The sequence below is a fragment of the Streptococcus oralis Uo5 genome (assembly GCF_000253155.1).
Lineage (GTDB): Bacteria > Bacillota > Bacilli > Lactobacillales > Streptococcaceae > Streptococcus > Streptococcus oralis_L.
In genome coordinates, this window is sequence record NC_015291.1 from 1 (window position 1) to 22,428 (window position 22,428).

The following is a 22,428-nucleotide window of genomic DNA, read 5'->3' on the forward strand; positions in this document are numbered from 1 at the left end:
TTGAAAGAAAAACAATTTTGGAATCGTATTTTAGAATTTGCTCAAGAAAGATTGACTCGATCTATGTATGATTTCTATGCTACACCTGCTGAACTCATCAAAGTAGAAGAAAACACAGCTACTATATTTCTACCGAGATCAGAGATGGAAATGGTGTGGGAAAAGCAATTAAAAGATATTATTGTTGCTGCTGGTTTTGAAATTTATGATTCTGAAATCAAACCTCACTATATTTTCACTAAACCTCAGAGTACAGAATCTCCTCAAGTAAATGATACGAATAGTGTCTCTACTTACGATTATACGCCTGCACTACCAACGATTCCCTATTCTGAAACAGGATTAAAAGAAAAATATACCTTTGATAACTTTATTCAAGGTGATGGGAATGTTTGGGCGGTGTCTGCTGCACTAGCTGTATCTGAAGATTTAGCTCTGACCTATAATCCTCTTTTCATCTATGGAGGACCTGGTCTTGGAAAGACTCATTTGCTCAATGCGATTGGAAATGAGATTTTGAAAAATATTCCTGATGCGCGTGTCAAATACATTCCTGCCGAAAGCTTTATCAATGACTTTCTTGAACACTTGCGACTTGGGGAAATGGAAAAGTTCAAAAAGACTTACCGTAGTCTTGATCTCTTGTTGATCGATGATATCCAATCTCTCAGTGGCAAAAAAGTCGCGACCCAGGAAGAATTTTTCAATACCTTCAATGCTCTTCATGATAAACAGAAACAGATTGTTCTAACCAGTGATCGAAGTCCTAAACACCTAGAAGGACTTGAAGAGAGACTTGTCACGCGCTTTAGCTGGGGATTGACGCAAAATATCACTCCTCCTGACTTTGAGACACGTATCGCCATTCTTCAAAGTAAAACAGAGCATTTGGATTACCATTTCCAAAGTGATACTCTGGAATACTTGGCTGGCCAATTTGATTCAAATGTTCGAGAATTGGAAGGAGCAATCAACGATATCACTTTAATTGCCAGAGTCAAGAAGATTAAGGATATCACTATTGATATTGCTGCAGAGGCTATCAGAGCACGTAAACAAGATGCCCGCCAGATGCTTGTTATTCCAATTGAAAAAATACAAACTGAAGTTGGTAATTTTTATGGAGTGAGTGTTAAGGAAATGAAGGGAACGAGACGAGTTCAAAACATCGTTTTGGCGCGTCAAGTTGCTATGTATCTCGCTAGAGAACTGACAGATAATAGTCTTCCTAAAATCGGAAAAGAATTCGGCGGAAAGGATCATACTACCGTGATTCATGCTCATGCTAAAATAAAATCATTGATTGACGAAGATGATAATTTACGTTTAGAAGTAGAATCAATCAAAAAGAAAATTAAGTAGCATGTGGATAACTCTCACTTTCCTATCTTTTTTATCCACATTTTTTAAACAAGCTAAGAAACTTGAGTTTACTAAATAGAAATTAGTTTTCCACAGAATTCACACACTCTATTATTACTATTAACTTTCTAATACTAAGAATAAATAAAGGAGAATCCATGATTCATTTTTCAATTAATAAAAATTTATTTCTACAAGCCTTAAATACCACAAAACGAGCAATTAGCTCTAAAAATGCTATTCCAATTTTATCAACAATCAAAATTGATGTTACCAATGAAGGAATTACTTTAATTGGATCAAATGGGCAAATCTCCATTGAAAATTTCATTTCTCAAAAGAATGAAGATGCTGGTCTTTTAATTACTTCCTTAGGTTCGATTCTTCTTGAAGCCTCTTTCTTTATCAATGTTGTATCCAGTCTTCCAGATGTAACCCTTGATTTCAAAGAGATTGAACAAAAACAAATTGTCTTAACAAGTGGCAAATCAGAAATCACTCTAAAAGGAAAAGATAGCGAACAATACCCACGCATCCAAGAAATTTCAGCAAGCACACCTTTGGTTCTTGAAACCAAACTACTCAAGAAAATTATCAATGAAACAGCTTTTGCTGCAAGTACGCAAGAAAGTCGTCCAATTTTGACTGGTGTCCATTTTGTTTTGAGCCAACACAAGGAACTAAAAACAGTTGCGACAGACTCTCATCGCCTTAGCCAGAAAAAATTGACTCTTGAAAAAAATGGTGATGATTTCGATGTAGTAATTCCTAGTCGTTCTCTACGCGAATTTTCAGCGGTATTTACGGATGATATTGAAACTGTGGAGATTTTCTTTGCAAATAATCAAATCCTCTTTAGAAGCGAAAATATTAGCTTCTATACTCGTCTCCTAGAAGGAAACTATCCTGATACAGATCGTTTGATTCCAACTGACTTTAACACGACAATTACTTTTGATGTGGTTAATTTGCGTCAATCTATGGAGCGTGCTCGTCTCTTATCAAGTGCGACTCAAAATGGTACTGTGAAGCTTGAAATTAAAGGTGGGGTTGTTAGCGCCCATGTTCATTCTCCTGAAGTTGGTAAAGTAAACGAAGAAATCGATACGGAGCAGGTGACTGGTGATGATTTAACTATTAGTTTCAACCCGACTTACTTGATTGATTCTCTCAAGGCTTTAAATAGCGAAAAGGTAACTATTAGCTTTATCTCAGCTGTTCGTCCATTTACTCTTGTTCCAGCAGATACTGATGAAGACTTCATGCAGCTCATTACACCAGTTCGTACAAATTAAGTGAAAGAGGTTGAGCCTAGCTCGCCTCTTTTATGATATAATCGAAAAAGAAAAGGAGAGTAGTATGTATCAAGTTGGAAATTTTGTTGAAATGAAAAAACCACATGCTTGCACCATCAAGTCAACAGGTAAAAAGGCCAATCGTTGGGAAATTACACGCATAGGGGCAGATATCAAAATCAAATGTAGCAATTGTGACCACCTTGTTATGATGAGTCGCTATGATTTTGAACGAAAAATGAATAAGATTATTGACTAAGAACCCTTAGTTAGAGGGTTAGCAAGTTTTCCCTTTTTGTGTTATAATGTTAGGGATTGAAATGAGAACGGAGAATGAGAAACTATGGCTTTAACAGCAGGTATCGTTGGTTTGCCAAACGTTGGGAAATCAACCCTTTTTAATGCAATTACAAAAGCAGGAGCAGAGGCGGCAAACTACCCATTTGCGACTATTGATCCAAACGTTGGGATGGTGGAAGTTCCAGATGAACGCCTACAAAAACTAACGGAAATGATTACTCCTAAAAAGACAGTTCCAACAACCTTTGAGTTTACAGATATTGCAGGGATTGTAAAAGGAGCTTCAAAAGGAGAAGGTCTAGGGAATAAATTCTTGGCCAATATCCGTGAAGTAGATGCGATTGTTCACGTTGTACGTGCTTTTGATGATGAAAATGTTATGCGCGAGCAAGGACGTGAAGACGCCTTTGTGGATCCACTTGCAGATATTGATACCATTAACCTAGAGTTGATTCTTGCTGACTTAGAATCAGTTAATAAACGCTATGCGCGTGTAGAAAAGATGGCACGTACGCAAAAAGATAAGGAATCTGTGGCAGAGTTTAACGTCCTTCAAAAAATTAAACCAGTCCTTGAAGATGGAAAATCAGCACGTACCATTGAATTCACAGATGAAGAGCAAAAAGTAGTCAAAGGTCTCTTCCTTTTAACCACTAAACCAGTTCTTTATGTTGCTAATGTGGATGAAGATGTCGTTTCAGATCCAGATTCTATCGAATATGTGAAACAAATTCGCGAATTTGCAGCGACAGAAAATGCAGAGGTAGTTGTTATTTCCGCGCGTGCTGAAGAAGAAATTTCTGAGTTAGATGATGAAGATAAGCAAGAGTTTCTTGAAGCACTTGGCTTGACAGAATCAGGTGTTGATAAGTTGACTCGTGCAGCTTACCACTTGCTTGGACTTGGAACTTATTTCACAGCTGGTGAAAAAGAAGTTCGCGCTTGGACCTTTAAGCGTGGTATGAAAGCTCCTCAAGCAGCTGGTATTATCCATTCAGATTTTGAAAAAGGCTTTATTCGTGCAGTAACCATGTCATATGAGGATCTAGTGAAATACGGATCTGAAAAGGCTGTAAAAGAAGCTGGGCGCTTGCGTGAAGAAGGAAAAGAATATATCGTTCAAGATGGCGATATCATGGAATTCCGCTTTAACGTTTAATAACATTTAATAAATAGTGTCAATTAGGTTGGAAAAAAATTCCAACCCTTTTGGCTTTTGAAAGGAAAAATAAATGACAAAATTACTTGTTGGATTAGGAAATCCAGGGGATAAATATTTTGAAACCAAGCACAATGTTGGATTTATGTTGATTGACCAATTGGCCAAAAAACAAAATGTCACCTTTACACATGACAAGATATTTCAAGCTGACCTAGCATCTTTTTTCATCAATGGAGAAAAAATTTATCTCGTCAAACCAACAACATTTATGAATGAAAGTGGAAAAGCGGTTCATGCTTTATTGACTTACTATGGTTTGGATATTGAAGATTTACTCGTTATTTACGACGACCTTGACATGGAAGTCGGGAAAATTCGTTTAAGAGCAAAGGGATCAGCAGGTGGTCATAATGGTATCAAGTCTATTATTCAACATATAGGGACTCAGGTATTTAACCGTGTTAAAATAGGTATTGGAAGACCTAAAAAAGGCATGTCAGTGGTTCATCATGTTTTAAGTAAGTTTGATCAGGATGACTATGTAGGTGTTTTACAGTCTATTGACAAGGTTGACGATGCTGTAAACTACTATTTACAAGAGAAAAATTTTGAGAAAACAATGCAGAGGTATAATGGCTAAATGGTGACTTTATTAGATTTATTCTCAGAAAATAATCAGATTAAAAAATGGCATCAAAATCTGATAGATAAGAAAAGACAACTAATACTTGGTTTATCAACGTCTACCAAGGCTCTTGTAATTGCAAGCAGCCTAGAAAAAGAAAATAAGATTGTGTTACTGACTTCAACTTATGGAGAAGCAGAACGAATTATCAGTGATCTTCTTTCTATCTTAGGAGAGGAATTTGTCTATCCATTTTTGGTAGATGACTCTCCTATGGTAGAGTTTTTGATGTCTTCACAAGAAAAAATCATTTCGCGAGTTGAAGCCTTGCGTTTTTTAACTGATTCATCTAAGAAAGGGATTTTAGTTTGTAATATCGCAGCGAGTCGGTTAATTTTACCCTCTCCGACTAGATTTAAAGAAAGTACTATAAAAATTGCAGTTGGCGAAGAATATGACCAACACGAGCTACTTCACCGGTTAAAGGAAATTGGATATCGAAAAGTTACTCAAGTACAGACACAAGGTGAGTTTAGTATTCGAGGAGACATTTTAGATATTTTTGAGATGTCTCAGTTAGAACCTTTCCGAATCGAGTTTTTTGGCGATGAAGTAGATGGTATTCGTACTTTTGAAGTCGAAACACAATTATCGAAAGAAAATCAAACAGAACTCACTATCTTTCCAGCTAGCGACATACTCTTGAGAGAAAAAGATTATCAACGAGGACAGTCAGCTTTAGAAAAGCAAATTTCAAAGACTCTATCACCAATTTTAAAATCATATTTGGAAGAGATTTTGTCAAGTTTTCATCAAAAACAAGTACATTCAGATAGTCGAAAGTTTTTATCTTTATGTTACGATAAAACATGGACTATATTTGATTATATTGAAAAAAATACACCAGTATTCTTTGATGATTATCAAAAATTGATGAATCAGTATGAAGCATTTGAAAGAGAATTAGCGCAATACTTTACAGAAGATTTACAGAATGGTAAATCATTTTCTGATATGCAGTATTTTGCAGACACAGAGCAAAACTATAAAAAACAAAGTCCAGTTACTTTTTTCTCCAATCTCCAAAAAGGATTAGGAAATCTCAAGTTTGATTACATTTATCAATTTAATCAATATCCTATGCAGGAATTTTTCAATCAATTTTCTTTTCTTAAAGAAGAAATTGAACGATATAAAAAAATGAACTACACCATTATTCTGCAGTCTAGCAATTCAATGGGAAGTAAAACATTGGAGGATGTTTTAGAGGAATACCAGATTAAATTGGATTCCAGAGGTAAGTCAAGCATCTGTAAGGAATCTGTAAACTTGGTTGAGGGTAATCTAAGACATGGTTTTCATTTTGTAGATGAAAAAATTCTCTTGATTACTGAACATGAGATTTTTCAAAAGAAATTAAAACGTCGTTTTAGAAGACAACATGCTTCAAATGCAGAACGATTAAAAGATTATAATGAACTTGAAAAAGGGGACTACGTTGTTCACCATATCCATGGAATTGGTCAATATCTAGGAATCGAAACAATTGAAATCCAAGGAATTCACCGTGATTATGTCAGTGTACAGTATCAAAATGGTGACCAAATCTCTATCCCAGTAGAGCAGATTCAGTTACTGTCTAAATATGTTTCAAGTGATGGGAAACCTCCAAAACTTAATAAATTAAATGATGGTCATTTTAAAAAAGCCAAGCAAAAAGTTAAGAGCCAGGTGGAGGATATAGCTGACGATTTAATCAAACTTTATTCTGAGCGTAGTCAGTTGAAGGGTTTTGCTTTCTCAGCTGATGATGATGATCAACATACTTTTGATGATGCCTTCCCTTATGTTGAAACGGATGATCAACTTCGTAGTATTGAGGAAATTAAGAGAGATATGCAGGATTCTCACCCCATGGATCGACTTTTAGTTGGAGATGTTGGTTTTGGGAAGACTGAAGTTGCAATGCGTGCAGCCTTTAAGGCAGTCAATGATCATAAACAGGTGGTCGTTCTAGTTCCAACGACGGTTTTAGCTCAACAGCACTATACGAATTTTAAGGAACGATTTCAAAATTTTGCTGTTAATATTGATGTGTTGAGTCGCTTTAGAAGTAAAAAAGAGCAGGCAGAGACACTTGAAAAATTAAAAAATGGTCAAATTGATATTTTGATTGGAACGCATCGTGTTTTGTCAAAAGATGTTGTGTTTGCTGATTTGGGCTTGATGATTATTGATGAGGAACAGCGATTTGGTGTTAAGCATAAGGAAACTTTGAAAGAACTAAAAAAACAAGTAGATGTCCTAACCTTGACAGCAACGCCAATTCCTCGTACTCTCCATATGTCTATGTTGGGAATCCGAGATTTGTCTGTTATTGAAACACCTCCGACCAATCGTTATCCAGTGCAAACCTATGTTTTGGAAAAGAATGATAGTGTAATTCGTGATGCTGTCTTGCGTGAAATGGAGCGTGGAGGTCAAGTTTACTATCTTTACAACAAAGTTGACACTATTGATCGGAAGGTTTCAGAATTACAGGAGTTGATTCCAGAAGCTTCGATTGGGTTTGTTCATGGACAAATGAGTGAAATTCAGTTAGAAAATACTCTACTGGACTTTATTGAAGGACAATATGATATTTTGGTGACAACTACTATTATTGAGACAGGGGTAGATATTCCAAATGCCAATACCTTATTTATTGAAAATGCAGACCATATGGGTTTGTCAACCTTATATCAGTTAAGAGGAAGAGTCGGTCGTAGTAATCGCATTGCTTATGCCTATCTTATGTATCGTCCAGAAAAATCAATCAGTGAAGTCTCTGAAAAGAGATTAGAAGCGATTAAGGGATTTACGGAATTAGGCTCAGGATTTAAGATTGCGATGCGAGATCTTTCGATTCGTGGAGCAGGAAATCTCCTAGGAAAATCCCAATCAGGTTTCATTGATTCTGTTGGTTTTGAATTGTATTCACAGTTATTAGAGGAAGCTATTGCTAAACGTAATGGCAATGGGAACAAAAGAAGCAAAGGAAATGCTGAGTTGATTTTACAAATTGATGCTTATCTTCCTGACACTTATATTTCTGATCAACGACATAAGATTGAAATTTACAAGAAAATTCGTCAAATTGACAACCGTGTCAACTATGAAGAATTACAAGAAGAGTTGATGGACCGTTTTGGGGAGTATCCAGATGTGGTGGCCTATCTTTTAGAGATTGGTTTGATCAAGTCATATTTGGACAAGGTCTTTGTAGAACGTGTGGAAAGAAAAGATAACAAGATTACAGTTCAATTTGAAAAAGTCACTCAACGGCTATTCTTGGCTCAAGATTATTTTAAAGCCTTATCTGCAACTAACTTAAAAGCAGCCATAGCTGAGAATAAGGGATTAATGGAAGTCGTATTCGATGTCCGAAACAAGAAGGATTATGAAATTTTAGAAGGTTTGCTGATTTTTGGAGAAAGTTTATTAGAGATAAAAGAATCAAAGGAAGCAAATCCCATTTAACATTTTTCTTCTATAAAAAGGATAAAAATGGTACAATAATAATTTGAGGTAATAAAAATGAGATTAGACAAGTATTTAAAAGTATCACGAATTATTAAGCGCCGCACAGTCGCAAAAGAAGTAGCAGATAAAGGTAGAATCAAGGTGAACGGAATCTTGGCCAAAAGTTCAACGGATTTGAAAGTTGATGACCAAGTTGAAATTCGCTTTGGAAATAAGTTGTTGCTTGTTAAAGTACTAGAGATGAAAGATAGTACAAAAAAAGAAGATGCAGCAGGCATGTATGAAATTCTCAGTGAAACACGGGTAGAAGAAAATGTCTAAAAATATTGTACAGATGAATAATTCTTTTATTCAAAATGAACATCAACGTCGTCGTTACCTGATGAAGGAAAGACAAAAGAGGAATCGTTTTATGGGTTGGGTCCTTATTTTGATGATCTTGTTGTTTATTTTACCAACTTATAACTTGGCTCAAAGCTATGATCAGTTACTGCAACGCCGTCAGCAATTAACAGAGTTGAAAGAGCAGTACCAAACTCTTAGTGATGAAAAGGATAAGGAATCTGCTTTTGCTGCAAAGTTAAAAGATGAAGACTATGTAGCAAAATATGCACGCGCCAAGTACTATTACTCAAAGAAACGAGAAGCAATTTACACAATTCCTGATTTGCTTCCGAGGTAATGTTATGGAAAATTTATTGGAAGTTGTTGAGCAATTTTTAAGTTTGTCAGATGAAAAATTAGAGGAATTGGCAGCTAAAAACCATTTATTACGACTACAAGAAGAAAGGGAAGAGAAGAATGCGTAAGTTCTTAGTAGTTTTATTGCTACCTGCTTTTATCATAACCTCAAGAGTAGTTAGCACAGAAAAACAGCTTCCTTACTCTTCGCAAGAAATTTATTATCTAACTGAGTCTGATTATGGATTCTACTATAAAGAAACTCTTGAATCCCCAATGGTATATGGAGAAACAGCTGTCTATGCTAATGAGGATCTTGTCAAGGAGTCTGGTAAATTGACTCCTGGAAACACCTTTAAAATAGTAGAATGGCGTTTGAATAGACAAGGTATTCCTGTTTTTAAATTAGATAATCACCAGTTTATCCTTGCAGATAAGCGTTTGGTCTATGATAAAAGTCAAGTTCAAACTCAAAATAGACAAGTATGGTTGGAGCCAGGGTTTGTTATCTATAACAGTCCCTATAATGCGAAAGAAATTTCTTCGTCCCTCTCTCCCTATCAACTCGTAACGGTGGATAGAACTCTCTTTGCTGAGGGACAAGAATTTCTTCATATTGATCAAGTTGGGTGGGTATCAAAAGAGTTTGTCTCAGAAGAGGATAATCGCATCCAGAAGGTTCAAGAAATCTTATCAAACAACTATCAGAATGAAAATTATTCTATTTATGTTAAACAGCTGAGTACAGGTAAAGATGCTGGGGTGAATGAAGACAACAAACTCTATGCAGCCAGTATCTTGAAACTGACCTACCTTTATTATGCTCAGGACAAGATAAATCAAGGCGACTATACGCTGGACAGTAGCTTCAAGTATATCCCCGAAGTAAATAGCTTTCCTGGCTCCTATAAACCAGAAGGTAGTGGTAGTTTACCTAAAAAAGAAGACAGCAAAGATTACAGTCTTCAACAGTTAATTATCAAGGTAACAAAAGAGTCAGACAATGTTGCTCATAATATTTTAGGTTATTACGTGACCAATCAATCTGACGGGGCTTTCAAAGAAAAAATGTCCACCATTATGGGTGAAGATTGGGATGTGAATGATAAATTGACTTCTTCAAAAATGGCTGGAAAGGTTATGGAAGCTATTTATAATCAGAATGGTTTTGTCTTAGAGTCTCTAGGTAAGACTGATTTTGACAACCAACGAATCGCAAAAGGTGTTTCGGTTAAGGTAGCTCATAAAATTGGAGATGCCGACGAGTTTAAACATGACACTGCGATTGTCTATACAGACTCTCCTTTCGTTCTTTCTATTTTCACCAAAAATTCTGATTATGACACTATTGCTAAGATAGCTAAGGATGTCTATGAGGTTCTAAAATGAGGGAACAGGATTTTTTAAATCATTTTCTCCAAAAAGAGTATTTCAAAAAACATTCTAAAGTCTTATTGGCTCTGTCTGGTGGACTGGATTCGATGTTTTTATACCATCTATTGTCTACTTACCAAAAAGAGTTGGGAATTGAGTTGATTTTAGCACATGTCAATCACAAGCAGAGAAATGAGTCTGATTGGGAGGAAAATGAACTAAGGAAGTTAGCTGATGCAGCTGAACTTCCTATTTATATCACAAGTTTTTCAGGAGACTTTTCAGAAGCGCGTGCTCGAGAGTTTCGTTATGATTTTTTTAGGAAAATCATGAAAGATGCTGGAGCGACTGCCTTGATTACTGCCCACCATGCAGATGATCAAGTTGAAACGATTTTGATGCGCTTAATTCGAGGTAGTCGACTACGTCATTTAACAGGAATAAAAGAAGGTCAAGTAGTTGATGGAATTGAAATCATCCGTCCCTTGTTGAATTTTCATAAAAAGGATTTTCTACCAATTGCTCATTTCGAAGATCAAACAAATCAGGAAAGTACCTATTTTCGCAATCGCATTCGGAATAGGTATTTACCAGAACTTGAAAAAGAAAATCCTCGTCTTAAATCCGCCCTTTTAGATTTTGGAAGGGAAATTTCAGATTACCAAGCAACAATAACGGAGCTTTCGAAACAAATTGATGTGGAAGATTTGAATGAGCTATTTTCATACTCACAACAAACTCAAGGGATCTTGCTCCAGAACTATCTTAATCAATTTCCAGACTTAAATCTGACAAAGGCTCAGTTTGCCGAAGTTCGACAGATTTTAGCAACTAAAAGCCAGTATCGTCATTCTCTTAAAAATGGCTATGAATTGATAAAAGAGTATCAGAATTTTCGAGTTTGTAAAATCAGTCCTCAGGCCGATGAAAAGGAAGATGAACTTGTGTTACACTATCAAAATCAAGTTCGATATATGGGATATTTATTTTCCTTTGGCATCCCTATTGAAGGGGATTTTGTTCAAAAAGTAATGGTTTCACGGGAAACATTTGTACATATTAGATGTCGAAAACCTGGCGATGTTATTATCCTAAATGGTCATCGAAAGAAACTGAGACGCTTATTTATAGATTTAAAAATCCCTATTGAAAAACGAAAAACAACTCCTATTATTGAGCAATTTGGAGAAATTGTCTCAATTTCAGGAATTGCGACCAGTGATTTGAGTAAAAACACGAAAAATGATATAATGAACACTGTGATTTATATAGAAAAAATAGATAGGTAAAAAGATGTTAGAACACGATATTAAAAAAATCCTCGTTTCACATGATGAAATTACAGAAGCTGCTAAAAAGCTAGGTGCGCAACTAACAAAAGACTATGAGGGGAAAAATCCAATTCTTATTGGAATTTTGAAAGGATCGATTCCTTTTATGGCTGAATTGGTTAAACATATTGATACGCATATTGAGATGGACTTCATGATGGTATCTAGCTACCATGGTGGAACTGCAAGTAGTGGTGTAATCAATATCAAGCAAGACGTGACTCAAGATATCAAAGGAAGACATGTTCTATTTGTTGAAGACATCATCGATACAGGTCAAACCTTGAAAAATTTGCGAGATATGTTTATTGAAAGAGAAGCAGCTTCTGTTAAGATTGCAACCATGTTGGATAAACCAGAAGGGCGTATTGTTGAAATTGAGGCAGATTATACCTGCTTTACTATTCCAAATGAGTTTGTAGTAGGTTATGGTCTAGATTATAAAGAAAATTATCGTAACCTTCCTTATGTCGGAGTATTGAAAGAAGAAGTTTATTCAAATTAGAAAGATTTATCTTTAATGAAAAAACAAAATAATGGTTTAGTTAGAAATCCATTTCTATACTTGTTAATTATCTTCTTCCTAGTGACAGGATTCCAGTATTTTTACTCTGGAAATACTGCAGGACGAAGCGAAAAAATTAACTATACAGAATTGGTAAAAGAAATTACAGCAGACAATGTAAAAGAATTAACCTATCAGCCAAATGGTAGCATCATTGAAGTGTCTGGTGTTTATAAAAATCCTAAGACTAGTAAAGAAGAAACTGGAATTCAATTTTTCACTCCTACTGCTACAACAGTAGAAAGATTCTCAAGTACCATTCTTCCGTCTGATTCGACAGTTGCAGAATTGCAAAAACTTGCTTCTGAGCATCAGGCAGAAGTAACAGTCAAACATGAGAGTTCAAGCGGTATGTGGATCAATATCCTTGTCTCTGTTGTGCCGTTTGCTATTCTCTTCTTCTTCCTATTCTCTATGATGGGAAATATGGGAGGAAATAGTGGCCGAAATCCAATGAGTTTTGGACGTAGCAAGGCCAAAGCTGCAAACAAAGAAGATATCAAGGTACGATTCTCAGATGTTGCGGGTGCTGAGGAAGAAAAACAAGAATTAGTAGAAGTTGTTGAATTCCTAAAAGATCCAAAACGATTTACAAAACTTGGTGCGCGCATTCCTGCAGGTGTTCTTTTAGAGGGACCTCCGGGAACAGGTAAGACCTTACTTGCTAAGGCAGTTGCTGGGGAAGCAGGTGTTCCATTCTTTAGTATCTCAGGTTCTGACTTTGTAGAAATGTTTGTCGGAGTTGGTGCAAGCCGCGTTCGTTCTCTTTTTGAGGATGCAAAAAAAGCAGCGCCAGCCATCATCTTTATTGATGAAATTGATGCCGTTGGTCGCCAACGTGGTGTCGGTCTTGGTGGAGGTAATGATGAACGTGAACAAACCTTGAACCAACTCTTGATTGAAATGGATGGTTTTGAGGGTAATGAAGGGATTATCGTTATCGCTGCGACAAACCGTTCAGATGTTCTCGATCCAGCTCTTCTCCGCCCGGGACGTTTTGATAGAAAAGTCTTGGTTGGTCGCCCTGATGTTAAAGGTCGTGAAGCAATCTTGAAAGTTCACGCTAAAAACAAACCTCTAGCAGAAGATGTTGATTTGAAATTAGTTGCCCAACAAACTCCAGGTTTTGTGGGAGCTGACTTGGAAAATGTTCTAAATGAGGCGGCCTTGGTTGCTGCCCGTCGCAACAAGTCAGTTATTGATGCTTCAGATATTGATGAGGCAGAGGACAGAGTGATTGCTGGACCATCTAAGAAAGATAAAACAGTATCACAAAGAGAACGTGAATTGGTTGCTTATCACGAGGCTGGACATACCATTGTTGGTTTAGTCTTGTCGAATGCTCGTGTTGTTCATAAAGTGACCATCGTACCACGTGGACGTGCAGGCGGATATATGATTGCACTTCCTAAAGAAGACCAAATGCTTCTTTCTAAAGAAGATATGAAAGAGCAATTAGCAGGTTTGATGGGTGGTCGTGTTGCTGAAGAGATTATCTTTAATGTCCAAACAACAGGAGCTTCAAATGACTTTGAACAAGCTACTCAGATGGCGCGTGCAATGGTCACTGAATATGGTATGAGTGAAAAACTTGGCCCAGTTCAATATGAGGGCAATCATGCTATGTTTGGTGCACAAAGTCCTCAAAAATCAATTTCAGAACAAACAGCTTATGAGATTGATGAGGAAGTACGTTCATTATTAAATGAAGCAAGGAATAAAGCAGCTGAGATTATTCAGTCAAATCGTGAAACTCATAAACTGATTGCGGAAGCATTGTTGAAATACGAAACATTGGATAGTACACAGATTAAATCTCTTTACGAAACAGGAAAAATGCCTGAGACTGTAGAAGAGGAAACTCACGCCCTATCTTATGATGAAGTGAAATCAAAAATGAGTGAAGAAAAATAAGTTTAGAGAGGTTCGACCTCTCTTTTTATGTTCTAATGTGAAGGCTACCGAGCAGATACCCTGATAGTTGACCCTCCTCGTACAGGGTTAGATGGTAAGCTACTGGATACCATACTGACCTATGTTCCAGAAAAAATGGTTTATGTTTCTTGCAATGTTTCGACCTTGGCTCGAGATTTAGTTAAACTAGTAAAAGTCTATGATCTCCAGTATATCCAGTCGGTCGATATGTTTCCCCACACTGCACGAACAGAAGCAGTGGTTAAGTTAGTGAAGAAAAGAAAAAATTAAATTCACTGAAAAAAGTTCTTGACAAAGGCGTAAAAGTAGGTATAATAGAAAGAGTTGAAAAACTCAAGGTCCGTTGGTCAAGGGGTTAAGACACCGCCTTTTCACGGCGGTAACACGGGTTCGAATCCCGTACGGACTATGGTGTATTGTGGTAAAAAAACTTGAAAAAAGTTTAAAAAATCTGTTGACAGAGGCAGGTAGCTGTGATATACTAATATAGTTGTCGCTCACGAGAGAAGTGAGAGGCAAAGACCTTTGAAAACTGAACAAGACGAACCAATGTGCAGGGCACTATAACTGAGGTTATAGTACTGAACAATGAAAAAAACAATAAATCTGTCAGTGACAGAAATGAGTGAGAACTCAAACTTTTAATGAGAGTTTGATCCTGGCTCAGGACGAACGCTGGCGGCGTGCCTAATACATGCAAGTAGAACGCTGAAGGAGGAGCTTGCTTCTCTGGATGAGTTGCGAACGGGTGAGTAACGCGTAGGTAACCTGCCTGGTAGCGGGGGATAACTATTGGAAACGATAGCTAATACCGCATAAGAGTAGATGTTGCATGACATTTGCTTAAAAGGTGCAATTGCATCACTACCAGATGGACCTGCGTTGTATTAGCTAGTTGGTGAGGTAACGGCTCACCAAGGCAACGATACATAGCCGACCTGAGAGGGTGATCGGCCACACTGGGACTGAGACACGGCCCAGACTCCTACGGGAGGCAGCAGTAGGGAATCTTCGGCAATGGACGGAAGTCTGACCGAGCAACGCCGCGTGAGTGAAGAAGGTTTTCGGATCGTAAAGCTCTGTTGTAAGAGAAGAACGAGTGTGAGAGTGGAAAGTTCACACTGTGACGGTATCTTACCAGAAAGGGACGGCTAACTACGTGCCAGCAGCCGCGGTAATACGTAGGTCCCGAGCGTTGTCCGGATTTATTGGGCGTAAAGCGAGCGCAGGCGGTTAGATAAGTCTGAAGTTAAAGGCTGTGGCTTAACCATAGTACGCTTTGGAAACTGTTTAACTTGAGTGCAAGAGGGGAGAGTGGAATTCCATGTGTAGCGGTGAAATGCGTAGATATATGGAGGAACACCGGTGGCGAAAGCGGCTCTCTGGCTTGTAACTGACGCTGAGGCTCGAAAGCGTGGGGAGCAAACAGGATTAGATACCCTGGTAGTCCACGCCGTAAACGATGAGTGCTAGGTGTTAGACCCTTTCCGGGGTTTAGTGCCGCAGCTAACGCATTAAGCACTCCGCCTGGGGAGTACGACCGCAAGGTTGAAACTCAAAGGAATTGACGGGGGCCCGCACAAGCGGTGGAGCATGTGGTTTAATTCGAAGCAACGCGAAGAACCTTACCAGGTCTTGACATCCCTCTGACCGCTCTAGAGATAGAGTTTTCCTTCGGGACAGAGGTGACAGGTGGTGCATGGTTGTCGTCAGCTCGTGTCGTGAGATGTTGGGTTAAGTCCCGCAACGAGCGCAACCCCTATTGTTAGTTGCCATCATTTAGTTGGGCACTCTAGCGAGACTGCCGGTAATAAACCGGAGGAAGGTGGGGATGACGTCAAATCATCATGCCCCTTATGACCTGGGCTACACACGTGCTACAATGGCTGGTACAACGAGTCGCAAGCCGGTGACGGCAAGCTAATCTCTTAAAGCCAGTCTCAGTTCGGATTGTAGGCTGCAACTCGCCTACATGAAGTCGGAATCGCTAGTAATCGCGGATCAGCACGCCGCGGTGAATACGTTCCCGGGCCTTGTACACACCGCCCGTCACACCACGAGAGTTTGTAACACCCGAAGTCGGTGAGGTAACCATTTGGAGCCAGCCGCCTAAGGTGGGATAGATGATTGGGGTGAAGTCGTAACAAGGTAGCCGTATCGGAAGGTGCGGCTGGATCACCTCCTTTCTAAGGATAAGGAACTGCACATTGGTCTTGTTTAGTCTTGAGAGGTCTTGTGGGGCCTTAGCTCAGCTGGGAGAGCGCCTGCTTTGCACGCAGGAGGTCAGCGGTTCGATCCCGCTAGGCTCCATTGGTGAGAGATCACCAAGTAATGCACATTGAAAATTGAATATCTATATCAAATAGTAACAAGAAAATAAACCGAAAACGCTGTAGTATTAATAAGAGTTTATGACTGAAAGGTCAAAAAATAAGGTTAAGTTAATAAGGGCGCACGGTGGATGCCTTGGCACTAGGAGCCGAAGAAGGACGTGACAAACGACGATATGCCTTGGGTAGCTGTAAGTAAGCGATGATCCAGGGATTTCCGAATGGGGGAACCCAACAGGTACTACCTGTTACCCACATCTGTTAAGGATGTGAGGAGGAAGACGCAGTGAACTGAAACATCTAAGTAGCTGCAGGAAGAGAAAGCAAAAGCGATTGCCTTAGTAGCGGCGAGCGAAACGGCAGGAGGGCAAACCGAAGAGTTTACTCTTCGGGGTTGTAGGACTGCAATGTGGACTCAAAGATTATAGAAGAATGATTTGGGAAGATCAGCCAAAGAGAGTAACAGCCTCGTATTTAAAATAGTCTTTGTACCTAGCAGTATCCTGAGTACGGCGGGACACGTGAAATCCCGTCGGAATCTGGGAGGACCATCTCCCAACCCTAAATACTCCCTAGTGACCGATAGTGAACCAGTACCGTGAGGGAAAGGTGAAAAGCACCCCGGGAGGGGAGTGAAATAGAACCTGAAACCGTGTGCCTACAACAAGTTCGAGCCCGTTAATGGGTGAGAGCGTGCCTTTTGTAGAATGAACCGGCGAGTTACGATATGATGCGAGGTTAAGTTGAAGAGACGGAGCCGCAGGGAAACCGAGTCTGAATAGGGCGCCTTAGTATCATGTCGTAGACCCGAAACCATGTGACCTACCCATGAGCAGGTTGAAGGTGCGGTAAGACGCACTGGAGGACCGAACCAGGGCACGTTGAAAAGTGCTTGGATGACTTGTGGGTAGCGGAGAAATTCCAAACGAACTTGGAGATAGCTGGTTCTCTCCGAAATAGCTTTAGGGCTAGCGTCGACATCAAGATTCTTGGAGGTAGAGCACTGTTTGGGTGAGGGGTCCATCCCGGATTACCAATCTCAGATAAACTCCGAATGCCAATGAATTATGGTCGGCAGTCAGACTGCGAGTGCTAAGATCCGTAGTCGAAAGGGAAACAGCCCAGACCACCAGCTAAGGTCCCAAAATAATTGTTAAGTGGAAAAGGATGTGGGGTTGCACAGACAACTAGGATGTTAGCTTAGAAGCAGCTATTCATTCAAAGAGTGCGTAATAGCTCACTAGTCGAGTGACCCTGCGCCGAAAATGTACCGGGGCTAAAACAATTTACCGAAGCTGTGGATACCTTTATAGGTATGGTAGGAGAGCGTTCTATGTGTGAAGAAGGTATACCGTGAGGAGTGCTGGAACGCATAGAAGTGAGAATGCCGGTATGAGTAGCGAAAGACAGGTGAGAATCCTGTCCACCGTAAGACTAAGGTTTCCAGGGGAAGGCTCGTCCGCCCTGGGTTAGTCGGGACCTAAGGAGAGACCGAAAGGTGTATCCGATGGACAACAGGTTGATATTCCTGTACTAGAGTATGTAGTGATGGAGGGACGCAGTAGGCTAACTAAAGCAGACGAATGGAAGAGTCTGTCTAAGCAGTGAGGTGTGATATGAGTCAAATGCTTATATCTATAACATTGAGCTGTGATGGGGAGCGAAGTTTAGTAGCGAAGTTAGTGACGTCACACTGCCAAGAAAAGCTTCTAGCGTTTAAACATACTCTACCCGTACCGCAAACCGACACAGGTAGTCGAGGCGAGTAGCCTCAGGTGAGCGAGAGAACTCTCGTTAAGGAACTCGGCAAAATGACCCCGTAACTTCGGGAGAAGGGGTGCTGACTTTACGTCAGCCGCAGTGAATAGGCCCAAGCAACTGTTTATCAAAAACACAGCTCTCTGCTAAATCGTAAGATGATGTATAGGGGGTGACGCCTGCCCGGTGCTGGAAGGTTAAGAGGAGTGCTTAGCGTAAGCGAAGGTATGAATTGAAGCCCCAGTAAACGGCGGCCGTAACTATAACGGTCCTAAGGTAGCGAAATTCCTTGTCGGGTAAGTTCCGACCCGCACGAAAGGCGTAATGATTTGGGCACTGTCTCAACGAGAGACTCGGTGAAATTTTAGTACCTGTGAAGATGCAGGTTACCCGCGACAGGACGGAAAGACCCCATGGAGCTTTACTGCAGTTTGATATTGAGTGTCTGTACCACATGTACAGGATAGGTAGGAGTCTAAGAGATCGGGACGCCAGTTTCGAAGGAGACGTTGTTGGGATACTACCCTTGTGTTATGGCCACTCTAACCCGGATAGGTTATCCCTATCGGAGACAGTGTCTGACGGGCAGTTTGACTGGGGCGGTCGCCTCCTAAAAGGTAACGGAGGCGCCCAAAGGTTCCCTCAGAATGGTTGGAAATCATTCGCAGAGTGTAAAGGTATAAGGGAGCTTGACTGCGAGAGCTACAACTCGAGCAGGGACGAAAGTCGGGCTTAGTGATCCGGTGGTTCCGTATGGAAGGGCCATCGCTCAACGGATAAAAGCTACCCTGGGGATAACAGGCTTATCTCCCCCAAGAGTTCACATCGACGGGGAGGTTTGGCACCTCGATGTCGGCTCGTCGCATCCTGGGGCTGTAGTCGGTCCCAAGGGTTGGGCTGTTCGCCCATTAAAGCGGCACGCGAGCTGGGTTCAGAACGTCGTGAGACAGTTCGGTCCCTATCCGTCGCGGGCGTAGGAAATTTGAGAGGATCTGCTCCTAGTACGAGAGGACCAGAGTGGACTTACCGCTGGTGTACCAGTTGTCTTGCCAAAGGCATCGCTGGGTAGCTATGTAGGGAAGGGATAAACGCTGAAAGCATCTAAGTGTGAAACCCACCTCAAGATGAGATTTCCCATGATTTTATATCAGTAAGAGCCCTGAGAGATGATCAGGTAGATAGGTTAGAAGTGGAAGTGTGGCGACACATGTAGCGGACTAATACTAATAGCTCGAGGACTTATCCAAAGTAACTGAGAATACGAAAGCGAAGGTTTTCTTGGTATTTGATAGATATTCAATTTTGAGTAGGTATTACTCAGAGTTAAGTGACGATAGCCTAGGAGATACACCTGTACCCATGCCGAACACAGCAGTTAAGCCCTAGAACGCCGGAAGTAGTTGGGGGTTGCCCCCTGTGAGATATGGAAGTCGCTTAGCTTTTATCCGCCATAGCTCAGTTGGTAGTAGCGCATGACTGTTAATCATGATGTCGTAGGTTCGAGTCCTACTGGCGGAGTATAAATCGAAACGTTCAACTGAGCGTTTTTTTATTTATAAATATAGTGGACTGTTGAAATTTCAAATTTTAATTTTAAAATCTGTAATTACCTCTTTATTTTATTTTTAGTTCGTTTGGCTTCAAATTCTACTTTTATAGGATTTGAAGCTTTTTTAGTTCCTTTTTTTGTTAGACTAGTGTTACTAATAAGAAAGGGAATTTTTATATGCTTCAGAAATTTTATGATCGAGCATTTGTCTTTTTGAAACTAGTTGAACAAGAATATGCCTCTTTAGGCCAGAGTTGTTCAGAGTGGGAATCACTTCATCTCCGTTTTTTACTATATTACTTAATCCGATTTAAAATTAAAAGTGATAGGGACTTTTCTCTATATCACTTTAGAGCAGCTTATCGTCTATATCTAGATAAATTACTGCAAGGTGGTACAACTCTCATCCAATAGGAAGTATCTATATCATAATTACGAACGATAGTTATGGATATATTTTGAAAAATATAGAATTAGCTTATAATCAAAGGCTTTTGTATTTAGAAATGAAAGAATTCCCAAATCTTTTCTACTGTTTCTTCTTGATAAAATAGTGTTTTTTTCTTATAATAAATTGTAAGATATAATTGCAGGTGAAATTCCTGCCATGTATATGAGAAAGGACGAGCTCCTAGTAGCTCAGACGAATTTTATTATGACTTCAGTTGTTGTTGTAGGTACCCAATGGGGTGATGAAGGTAAAGGGAAAATTACAGATTTTCTTTCAGCTAATGCAGAAGTGATTGCTCGTTATCAAGGTGGTGATAATGCTGGTCACACAATTGTGATTGATGGCAAGAAATTTAAGTTGCACTTGATTCCATCTGGGATTTTCTTCCCTGAAAAGATCTCTGTCATCGGGAATGGGATGGTTGTAAACCCTAAATCTCTGGTAAAAGAGTTGACTTATCTTCATGAAGAAGGTGTGACAACAGATAATTTGCGCATTTCGGACCGTGCGCATGTCATTTTGCCATATCATATTGAATTAGACCGTCTACAAGAAGAAGCTAAGGGCGACAATAAAATCGGGACTACTATCAAGGGTATTGGTCCAGCCTATATGGATAAAGCTGCTCGTGTTGGAATTCGTATTGCAGATCTTTTGGATAAGGATATTTTCCGTGAACGCTTGGAACGCAATCTTGTGGAAAAGAATCGTCTGTTTGAAAAATTGTATGACAGTACACCTATTTCAATTGATGATATTTTTGAAGAGTATTATGAGTATGGCCAACAAATCAAGCAGTATGTGACAGATACGTCCGTAATCTTGAACGATGCCCTTGATAATGGAAAACGTGTGCTTTTTGAAGGTGCGCAAGGTGTTATGTTAGATATTGACCAAGGTACTTATCCATTTGTTACTTCGTCAAACCCTGTCGCTGGTGGTGTGACAATCGGTTCTGGTGTTGGTCCAAGTAAGATTGACAAGGTTGTCGGTGTATGTAAGGCTTATACAAGTCGTGTTGGAGATGGTCCTTTCCCAACTGAATTGTTTGATGAAGTGGGAGATCGCATTCGTGAAGTAGGTCATGAGTATGGTACGACAACTGGCCGTCCACGTCGTGTGGGTTGGTTTGACTCAGTTGTGATGCGTCACAGCAGCCGTGTATCTGGAATTACCAATCTTTCATTGAACTCTATCGATGTTTTGAGCGGTTTGGATACCGTGAAAATTTGTGTTGCCTATGATCTTGATGGTCAACGTATTGATTACTATCCTGCTAGTCTTGAGCAGTTGAAACGCTGCAAGCCAATCTACGAGGAATTGCCAGGTTGGTCAGAAGACATCACTGGGGTCCGTAATTTGGAAGATCTTCCTGAGAATGCGCGTAACTATGTTCGTCGTGTAAGCGAGTTGGTTGGTGTTCGTATCTCAACTTTCTCAGTAGGTCCCGGTCGTGAACAAACTAATATTTTAGAAAGTGTTTGGTCATAGGAGATTTTTAAGATTAGTTTAAGACAGGTTGGGTATACTATAGACAGTTACAAGAAGACCTCCTAACTTGTTGTAACAAATATCCTAAACTTTTCTTTTTCATAATAATCTCCCTATTAAGTCACCCCATTGGGTGGCTTTTTTTGTCTTGGGAATCATGATATAATAATAGAATCGACAAGTAGGAAAAGGAAAAATCGATGAATTATACAGTTGAAGAAAAAGAAAGCTTCATGAGAGAGGCCTTGAAAGAGGCAGAAATTGCTCTAGAACACGATGAAATTCCAATTGGTTGTGTGATTGTCAAGGATGGAGAAATCATTGGTAGGGGGCATAATGCGCGCGAGGAGTTGCAACGGGCGGTCATGCATGCAGAAATCATGGCTATTGAGAATGCTAATCTGAGTGAAGAGAGCTGGCGTCTGCTGGATTGTACCCTTTTTGTGACCATTGAGCCCTGTGTGATGTGTAGTGGGGCAATCGGGCTTGCCCGTATTCCAAAGGTGGTCTATGGGGCTAAGAATCAGAAATTTGGCGCCGCTGGGAGTCTCTACGACATCTTAACAGATGAGCGTCTCAATCATCGTGTAGAGGTTGAAACGGGAGTTTTGGAGAGTGAGTGTGCAGCGATTATGCAGGATTTTTTCCGAAATCGACGGAAAAAATAATTTCTCTTTAAAAACAGAGGGGAATGTGG

The 22,428-nt window shown here is 39.7% G+C and carries 16 protein-coding genes, 3 tRNA genes, 3 rRNA genes and 1 pseudogene; all 23 read left to right on the top strand.

Features of this window, described 5'->3' with window-relative positions:
• The 23 genes and pseudogenes from dnaA to tadA all read left to right on the top strand — a co-directional run bounded on the left by dnaA (position 1) and on the right by tadA (position 22,399).
• On the top strand, positions 1–1,362 hold the full coding sequence (gene dnaA / locus SOR_RS00005; RefSeq protein WP_013670139.1) for a chromosomal replication initiator protein DnaA: 1,362 nt from the start codon (positions 1–3) through the stop codon (positions 1,360–1,362).
• A gap of 158 nt (positions 1,363–1,520) precedes the next feature.
• Positions 1,521–2,657, top strand: a complete 1,137-nt coding sequence (gene dnaN, locus SOR_RS00010) for a DNA polymerase III subunit beta (RefSeq protein ID WP_000581146.1) — start codon at positions 1,521–1,523, stop codon at positions 2,655–2,657.
• Positions 2,658–2,721: 64 nt separating this feature from the next.
• On the top strand, positions 2,722–2,916 hold the full coding sequence (locus tag SOR_RS00015) for a DUF951 domain-containing protein (protein ID WP_000285180.1): 195 nt from the start codon (positions 2,722–2,724) through the stop codon (positions 2,914–2,916).
• An 84-nt stretch (positions 2,917–3,000) separates the two neighbouring features.
• The gene (gene ychF, locus SOR_RS00020; protein WP_001218702.1) at positions 3,001–4,116 is read left to right on the top strand and encodes a redox-regulated ATPase YchF; all 1,116 of its coding nucleotides are present in this window, start codon (positions 3,001–3,003) and stop codon (positions 4,114–4,116) included.
• Positions 4,117–4,189: 73 nt separating this feature from the next.
• The gene (pth, locus tag SOR_RS00025; protein ID WP_000163926.1) at positions 4,190–4,759 is read left to right on the top strand and encodes an aminoacyl-tRNA hydrolase; all 570 of its coding nucleotides are present in this window, start codon (positions 4,190–4,192) and stop codon (positions 4,757–4,759) included.
• Positions 4,760–8,263: a transcription-repair coupling factor gene (gene mfd, locus SOR_RS00030; protein ID WP_000258135.1), complete on the top strand. Its 3,504-nt coding sequence runs from the start codon at positions 4,760–4,762 to the stop codon at positions 8,261–8,263. It begins immediately after the preceding gene.
• A gap of 57 nt (positions 8,264–8,320) precedes the next feature.
• Positions 8,321–8,587 (top strand): RNA-binding S4 domain-containing protein, encoded by a 267-nt coding sequence (locus SOR_RS00035; protein WP_001234975.1) that lies wholly within the window; start codon positions 8,321–8,323, stop codon positions 8,585–8,587.
• Positions 8,580–8,948 (top strand): septum formation initiator family protein, encoded by a 369-nt coding sequence (locus tag SOR_RS00040; RefSeq protein WP_000041922.1) that lies wholly within the window; start codon positions 8,580–8,582, stop codon positions 8,946–8,948. Before SOR_RS00035 ends, SOR_RS00040 begins: the two co-directional genes overlap by 8 nt.
• A gap of 4 nt (positions 8,949–8,952) precedes the next feature.
• Positions 8,953–9,075, top strand: coding sequence for an SP_0009 family protein (locus SOR_RS10385; protein ID WP_000429343.1), 123 nt, complete (start codon positions 8,953–8,955; stop codon positions 9,073–9,075).
• Positions 9,068–10,336 (top strand): serine hydrolase, encoded by a 1,269-nt coding sequence (locus tag SOR_RS00050; RefSeq protein ID WP_001224815.1) that lies wholly within the window; start codon positions 9,068–9,070, stop codon positions 10,334–10,336. Before SOR_RS10385 ends, SOR_RS00050 begins: the two co-directional genes overlap by 8 nt.
• Complete coding sequence (gene tilS, locus SOR_RS00055) at positions 10,333–11,610, top strand: tRNA lysidine(34) synthetase TilS (protein ID WP_001209063.1); 1,278 nt, start codon at positions 10,333–10,335, stop codon at positions 11,608–11,610. Before SOR_RS00050 ends, tilS begins: the two co-directional genes overlap by 4 nt.
• Before the next feature lie 4 nt (positions 11,611–11,614).
• Positions 11,615–12,157 carry a hypoxanthine phosphoribosyltransferase gene (gene hpt / locus SOR_RS00060; protein ID WP_000889399.1) on the top strand — a complete coding sequence of 181 codons (543 nt, stop codon included), beginning with the start codon at positions 11,615–11,617 and terminating at the stop codon, positions 12,155–12,157.
• A 15-nt stretch (positions 12,158–12,172) separates the two neighbouring features.
• Positions 12,173–14,131 (top strand): ATP-dependent zinc metalloprotease FtsH, encoded by a 1,959-nt coding sequence (gene ftsH / locus SOR_RS00065; protein ID WP_000744581.1) that lies wholly within the window; start codon positions 12,173–12,175, stop codon positions 14,129–14,131.
• Between the two features lie 39 nt (positions 14,132–14,170).
• Positions 14,171–14,422, top strand: a pseudogene (locus SOR_RS09815) (23S rRNA (uracil(1939)-C(5))-methyltransferase RlmD); the annotation flags it as partial.
• Between the two features lie 67 nt (positions 14,423–14,489).
• Positions 14,490–14,561: transfer RNA gene (locus SOR_RS00070), tRNA-Glu, on the top strand.
• Between the two features lie 231 nt (positions 14,562–14,792).
• Positions 14,793–16,338 (top strand): 16S ribosomal RNA (locus SOR_RS00075).
• A 51-nt stretch (positions 16,339–16,389) separates the two neighbouring features.
• Positions 16,390–16,462 (top strand) — tRNA-Ala (locus tag SOR_RS00080).
• A gap of 124 nt (positions 16,463–16,586) precedes the next feature.
• Positions 16,587–19,487, top strand: a 23S ribosomal RNA gene (locus SOR_RS00085).
• A 76-nt stretch (positions 19,488–19,563) separates the two neighbouring features.
• Positions 19,564–19,679, top strand: a 5S ribosomal RNA gene (gene rrf / locus SOR_RS00090).
• The 16S, 23S and 5S rRNA genes sit together here with 3 tRNA genes alongside, the layout of an rRNA operon.
• A 5-nt stretch (positions 19,680–19,684) precedes the next feature.
• A tRNA-Asn gene (locus tag SOR_RS00095) sits at positions 19,685–19,758 on the top strand.
• A 208-nt stretch (positions 19,759–19,966) separates the two neighbouring features.
• Positions 19,967–20,203 carry a sigma(X)-activator ComW gene (gene comW, locus SOR_RS10275; protein ID WP_000939510.1) on the top strand — a complete coding sequence of 79 codons (237 nt, stop codon included), beginning with the start codon at positions 19,967–19,969 and terminating at the stop codon, positions 20,201–20,203.
• A 241-nt stretch (positions 20,204–20,444) separates the two neighbouring features.
• Positions 20,445–21,731, top strand: a complete 1,287-nt coding sequence (locus SOR_RS00105; protein ID WP_041170825.1) for an adenylosuccinate synthase — start codon at positions 20,445–20,447, stop codon at positions 21,729–21,731.
• A 200-nt stretch (positions 21,732–21,931) separates the two neighbouring features.
• The gene (tadA, locus tag SOR_RS00110; protein ID WP_001110104.1) at positions 21,932–22,399 is read left to right on the top strand and encodes a tRNA adenosine(34) deaminase TadA; all 468 of its coding nucleotides are present in this window, start codon (positions 21,932–21,934) and stop codon (positions 22,397–22,399) included.
• Positions 22,400–22,428 lie beyond the last annotated feature (29 nt).

What these genes read in the sequence shown, in the direction of transcription:
- dnaN (WP_000581146.1), top strand. Translation starts at nt 1,521, where the DNA reads ATGATTCATTTTTCAATTAATAAAAATTTATTTCTACAAGCCTTAAAT.
- SOR_RS00015 (WP_000285180.1), top strand. Translation starts at nt 2,722, where the DNA reads ATGTATCAAGTTGGAAATTTTGTTGAAATGAAAAAACCACATGCTTGC.
- ychF (WP_001218702.1), top strand. Translation starts at nt 3,001, where the DNA reads ATGGCTTTAACAGCAGGTATCGTTGGTTTGCCAAACGTTGGGAAATCA.
- pth (WP_000163926.1), top strand. Translation starts at nt 4,190, where the DNA reads ATGACAAAATTACTTGTTGGATTAGGAAATCCAGGGGATAAATATTTT.
- mfd (WP_000258135.1), top strand. Translation starts at nt 4,760, where the DNA reads ATGGTGACTTTATTAGATTTATTCTCAGAAAATAATCAGATTAAAAAA.
- SOR_RS00035 (WP_001234975.1), top strand. Translation starts at nt 8,321, where the DNA reads ATGAGATTAGACAAGTATTTAAAAGTATCACGAATTATTAAGCGCCGC.
- SOR_RS00040 (WP_000041922.1), top strand. Translation starts at nt 8,580, where the DNA reads ATGTCTAAAAATATTGTACAGATGAATAATTCTTTTATTCAAAATGAA.
- SOR_RS10385 (WP_000429343.1), top strand. Translation starts at nt 8,953, where the DNA reads ATGGAAAATTTATTGGAAGTTGTTGAGCAATTTTTAAGTTTGTCAGAT.
- SOR_RS00050 (WP_001224815.1), top strand. Translation starts at nt 9,068, where the DNA reads ATGCGTAAGTTCTTAGTAGTTTTATTGCTACCTGCTTTTATCATAACC.
- tilS (WP_001209063.1), top strand. Translation starts at nt 10,333, where the DNA reads ATGAGGGAACAGGATTTTTTAAATCATTTTCTCCAAAAAGAGTATTTC.
- hpt (WP_000889399.1), top strand. Translation starts at nt 11,615, where the DNA reads ATGTTAGAACACGATATTAAAAAAATCCTCGTTTCACATGATGAAATT.
- ftsH (WP_000744581.1), top strand. Translation starts at nt 12,173, where the DNA reads ATGAAAAAACAAAATAATGGTTTAGTTAGAAATCCATTTCTATACTTG.
- comW (WP_000939510.1), top strand. Translation starts at nt 19,967, where the DNA reads ATGCTTCAGAAATTTTATGATCGAGCATTTGTCTTTTTGAAACTAGTT.
- SOR_RS00105 (WP_041170825.1), top strand. Translation starts at nt 20,445, where the DNA reads ATGACTTCAGTTGTTGTTGTAGGTACCCAATGGGGTGATGAAGGTAAA.
- tadA (WP_001110104.1), top strand. Translation starts at nt 21,932, where the DNA reads ATGAATTATACAGTTGAAGAAAAAGAAAGCTTCATGAGAGAGGCCTTG.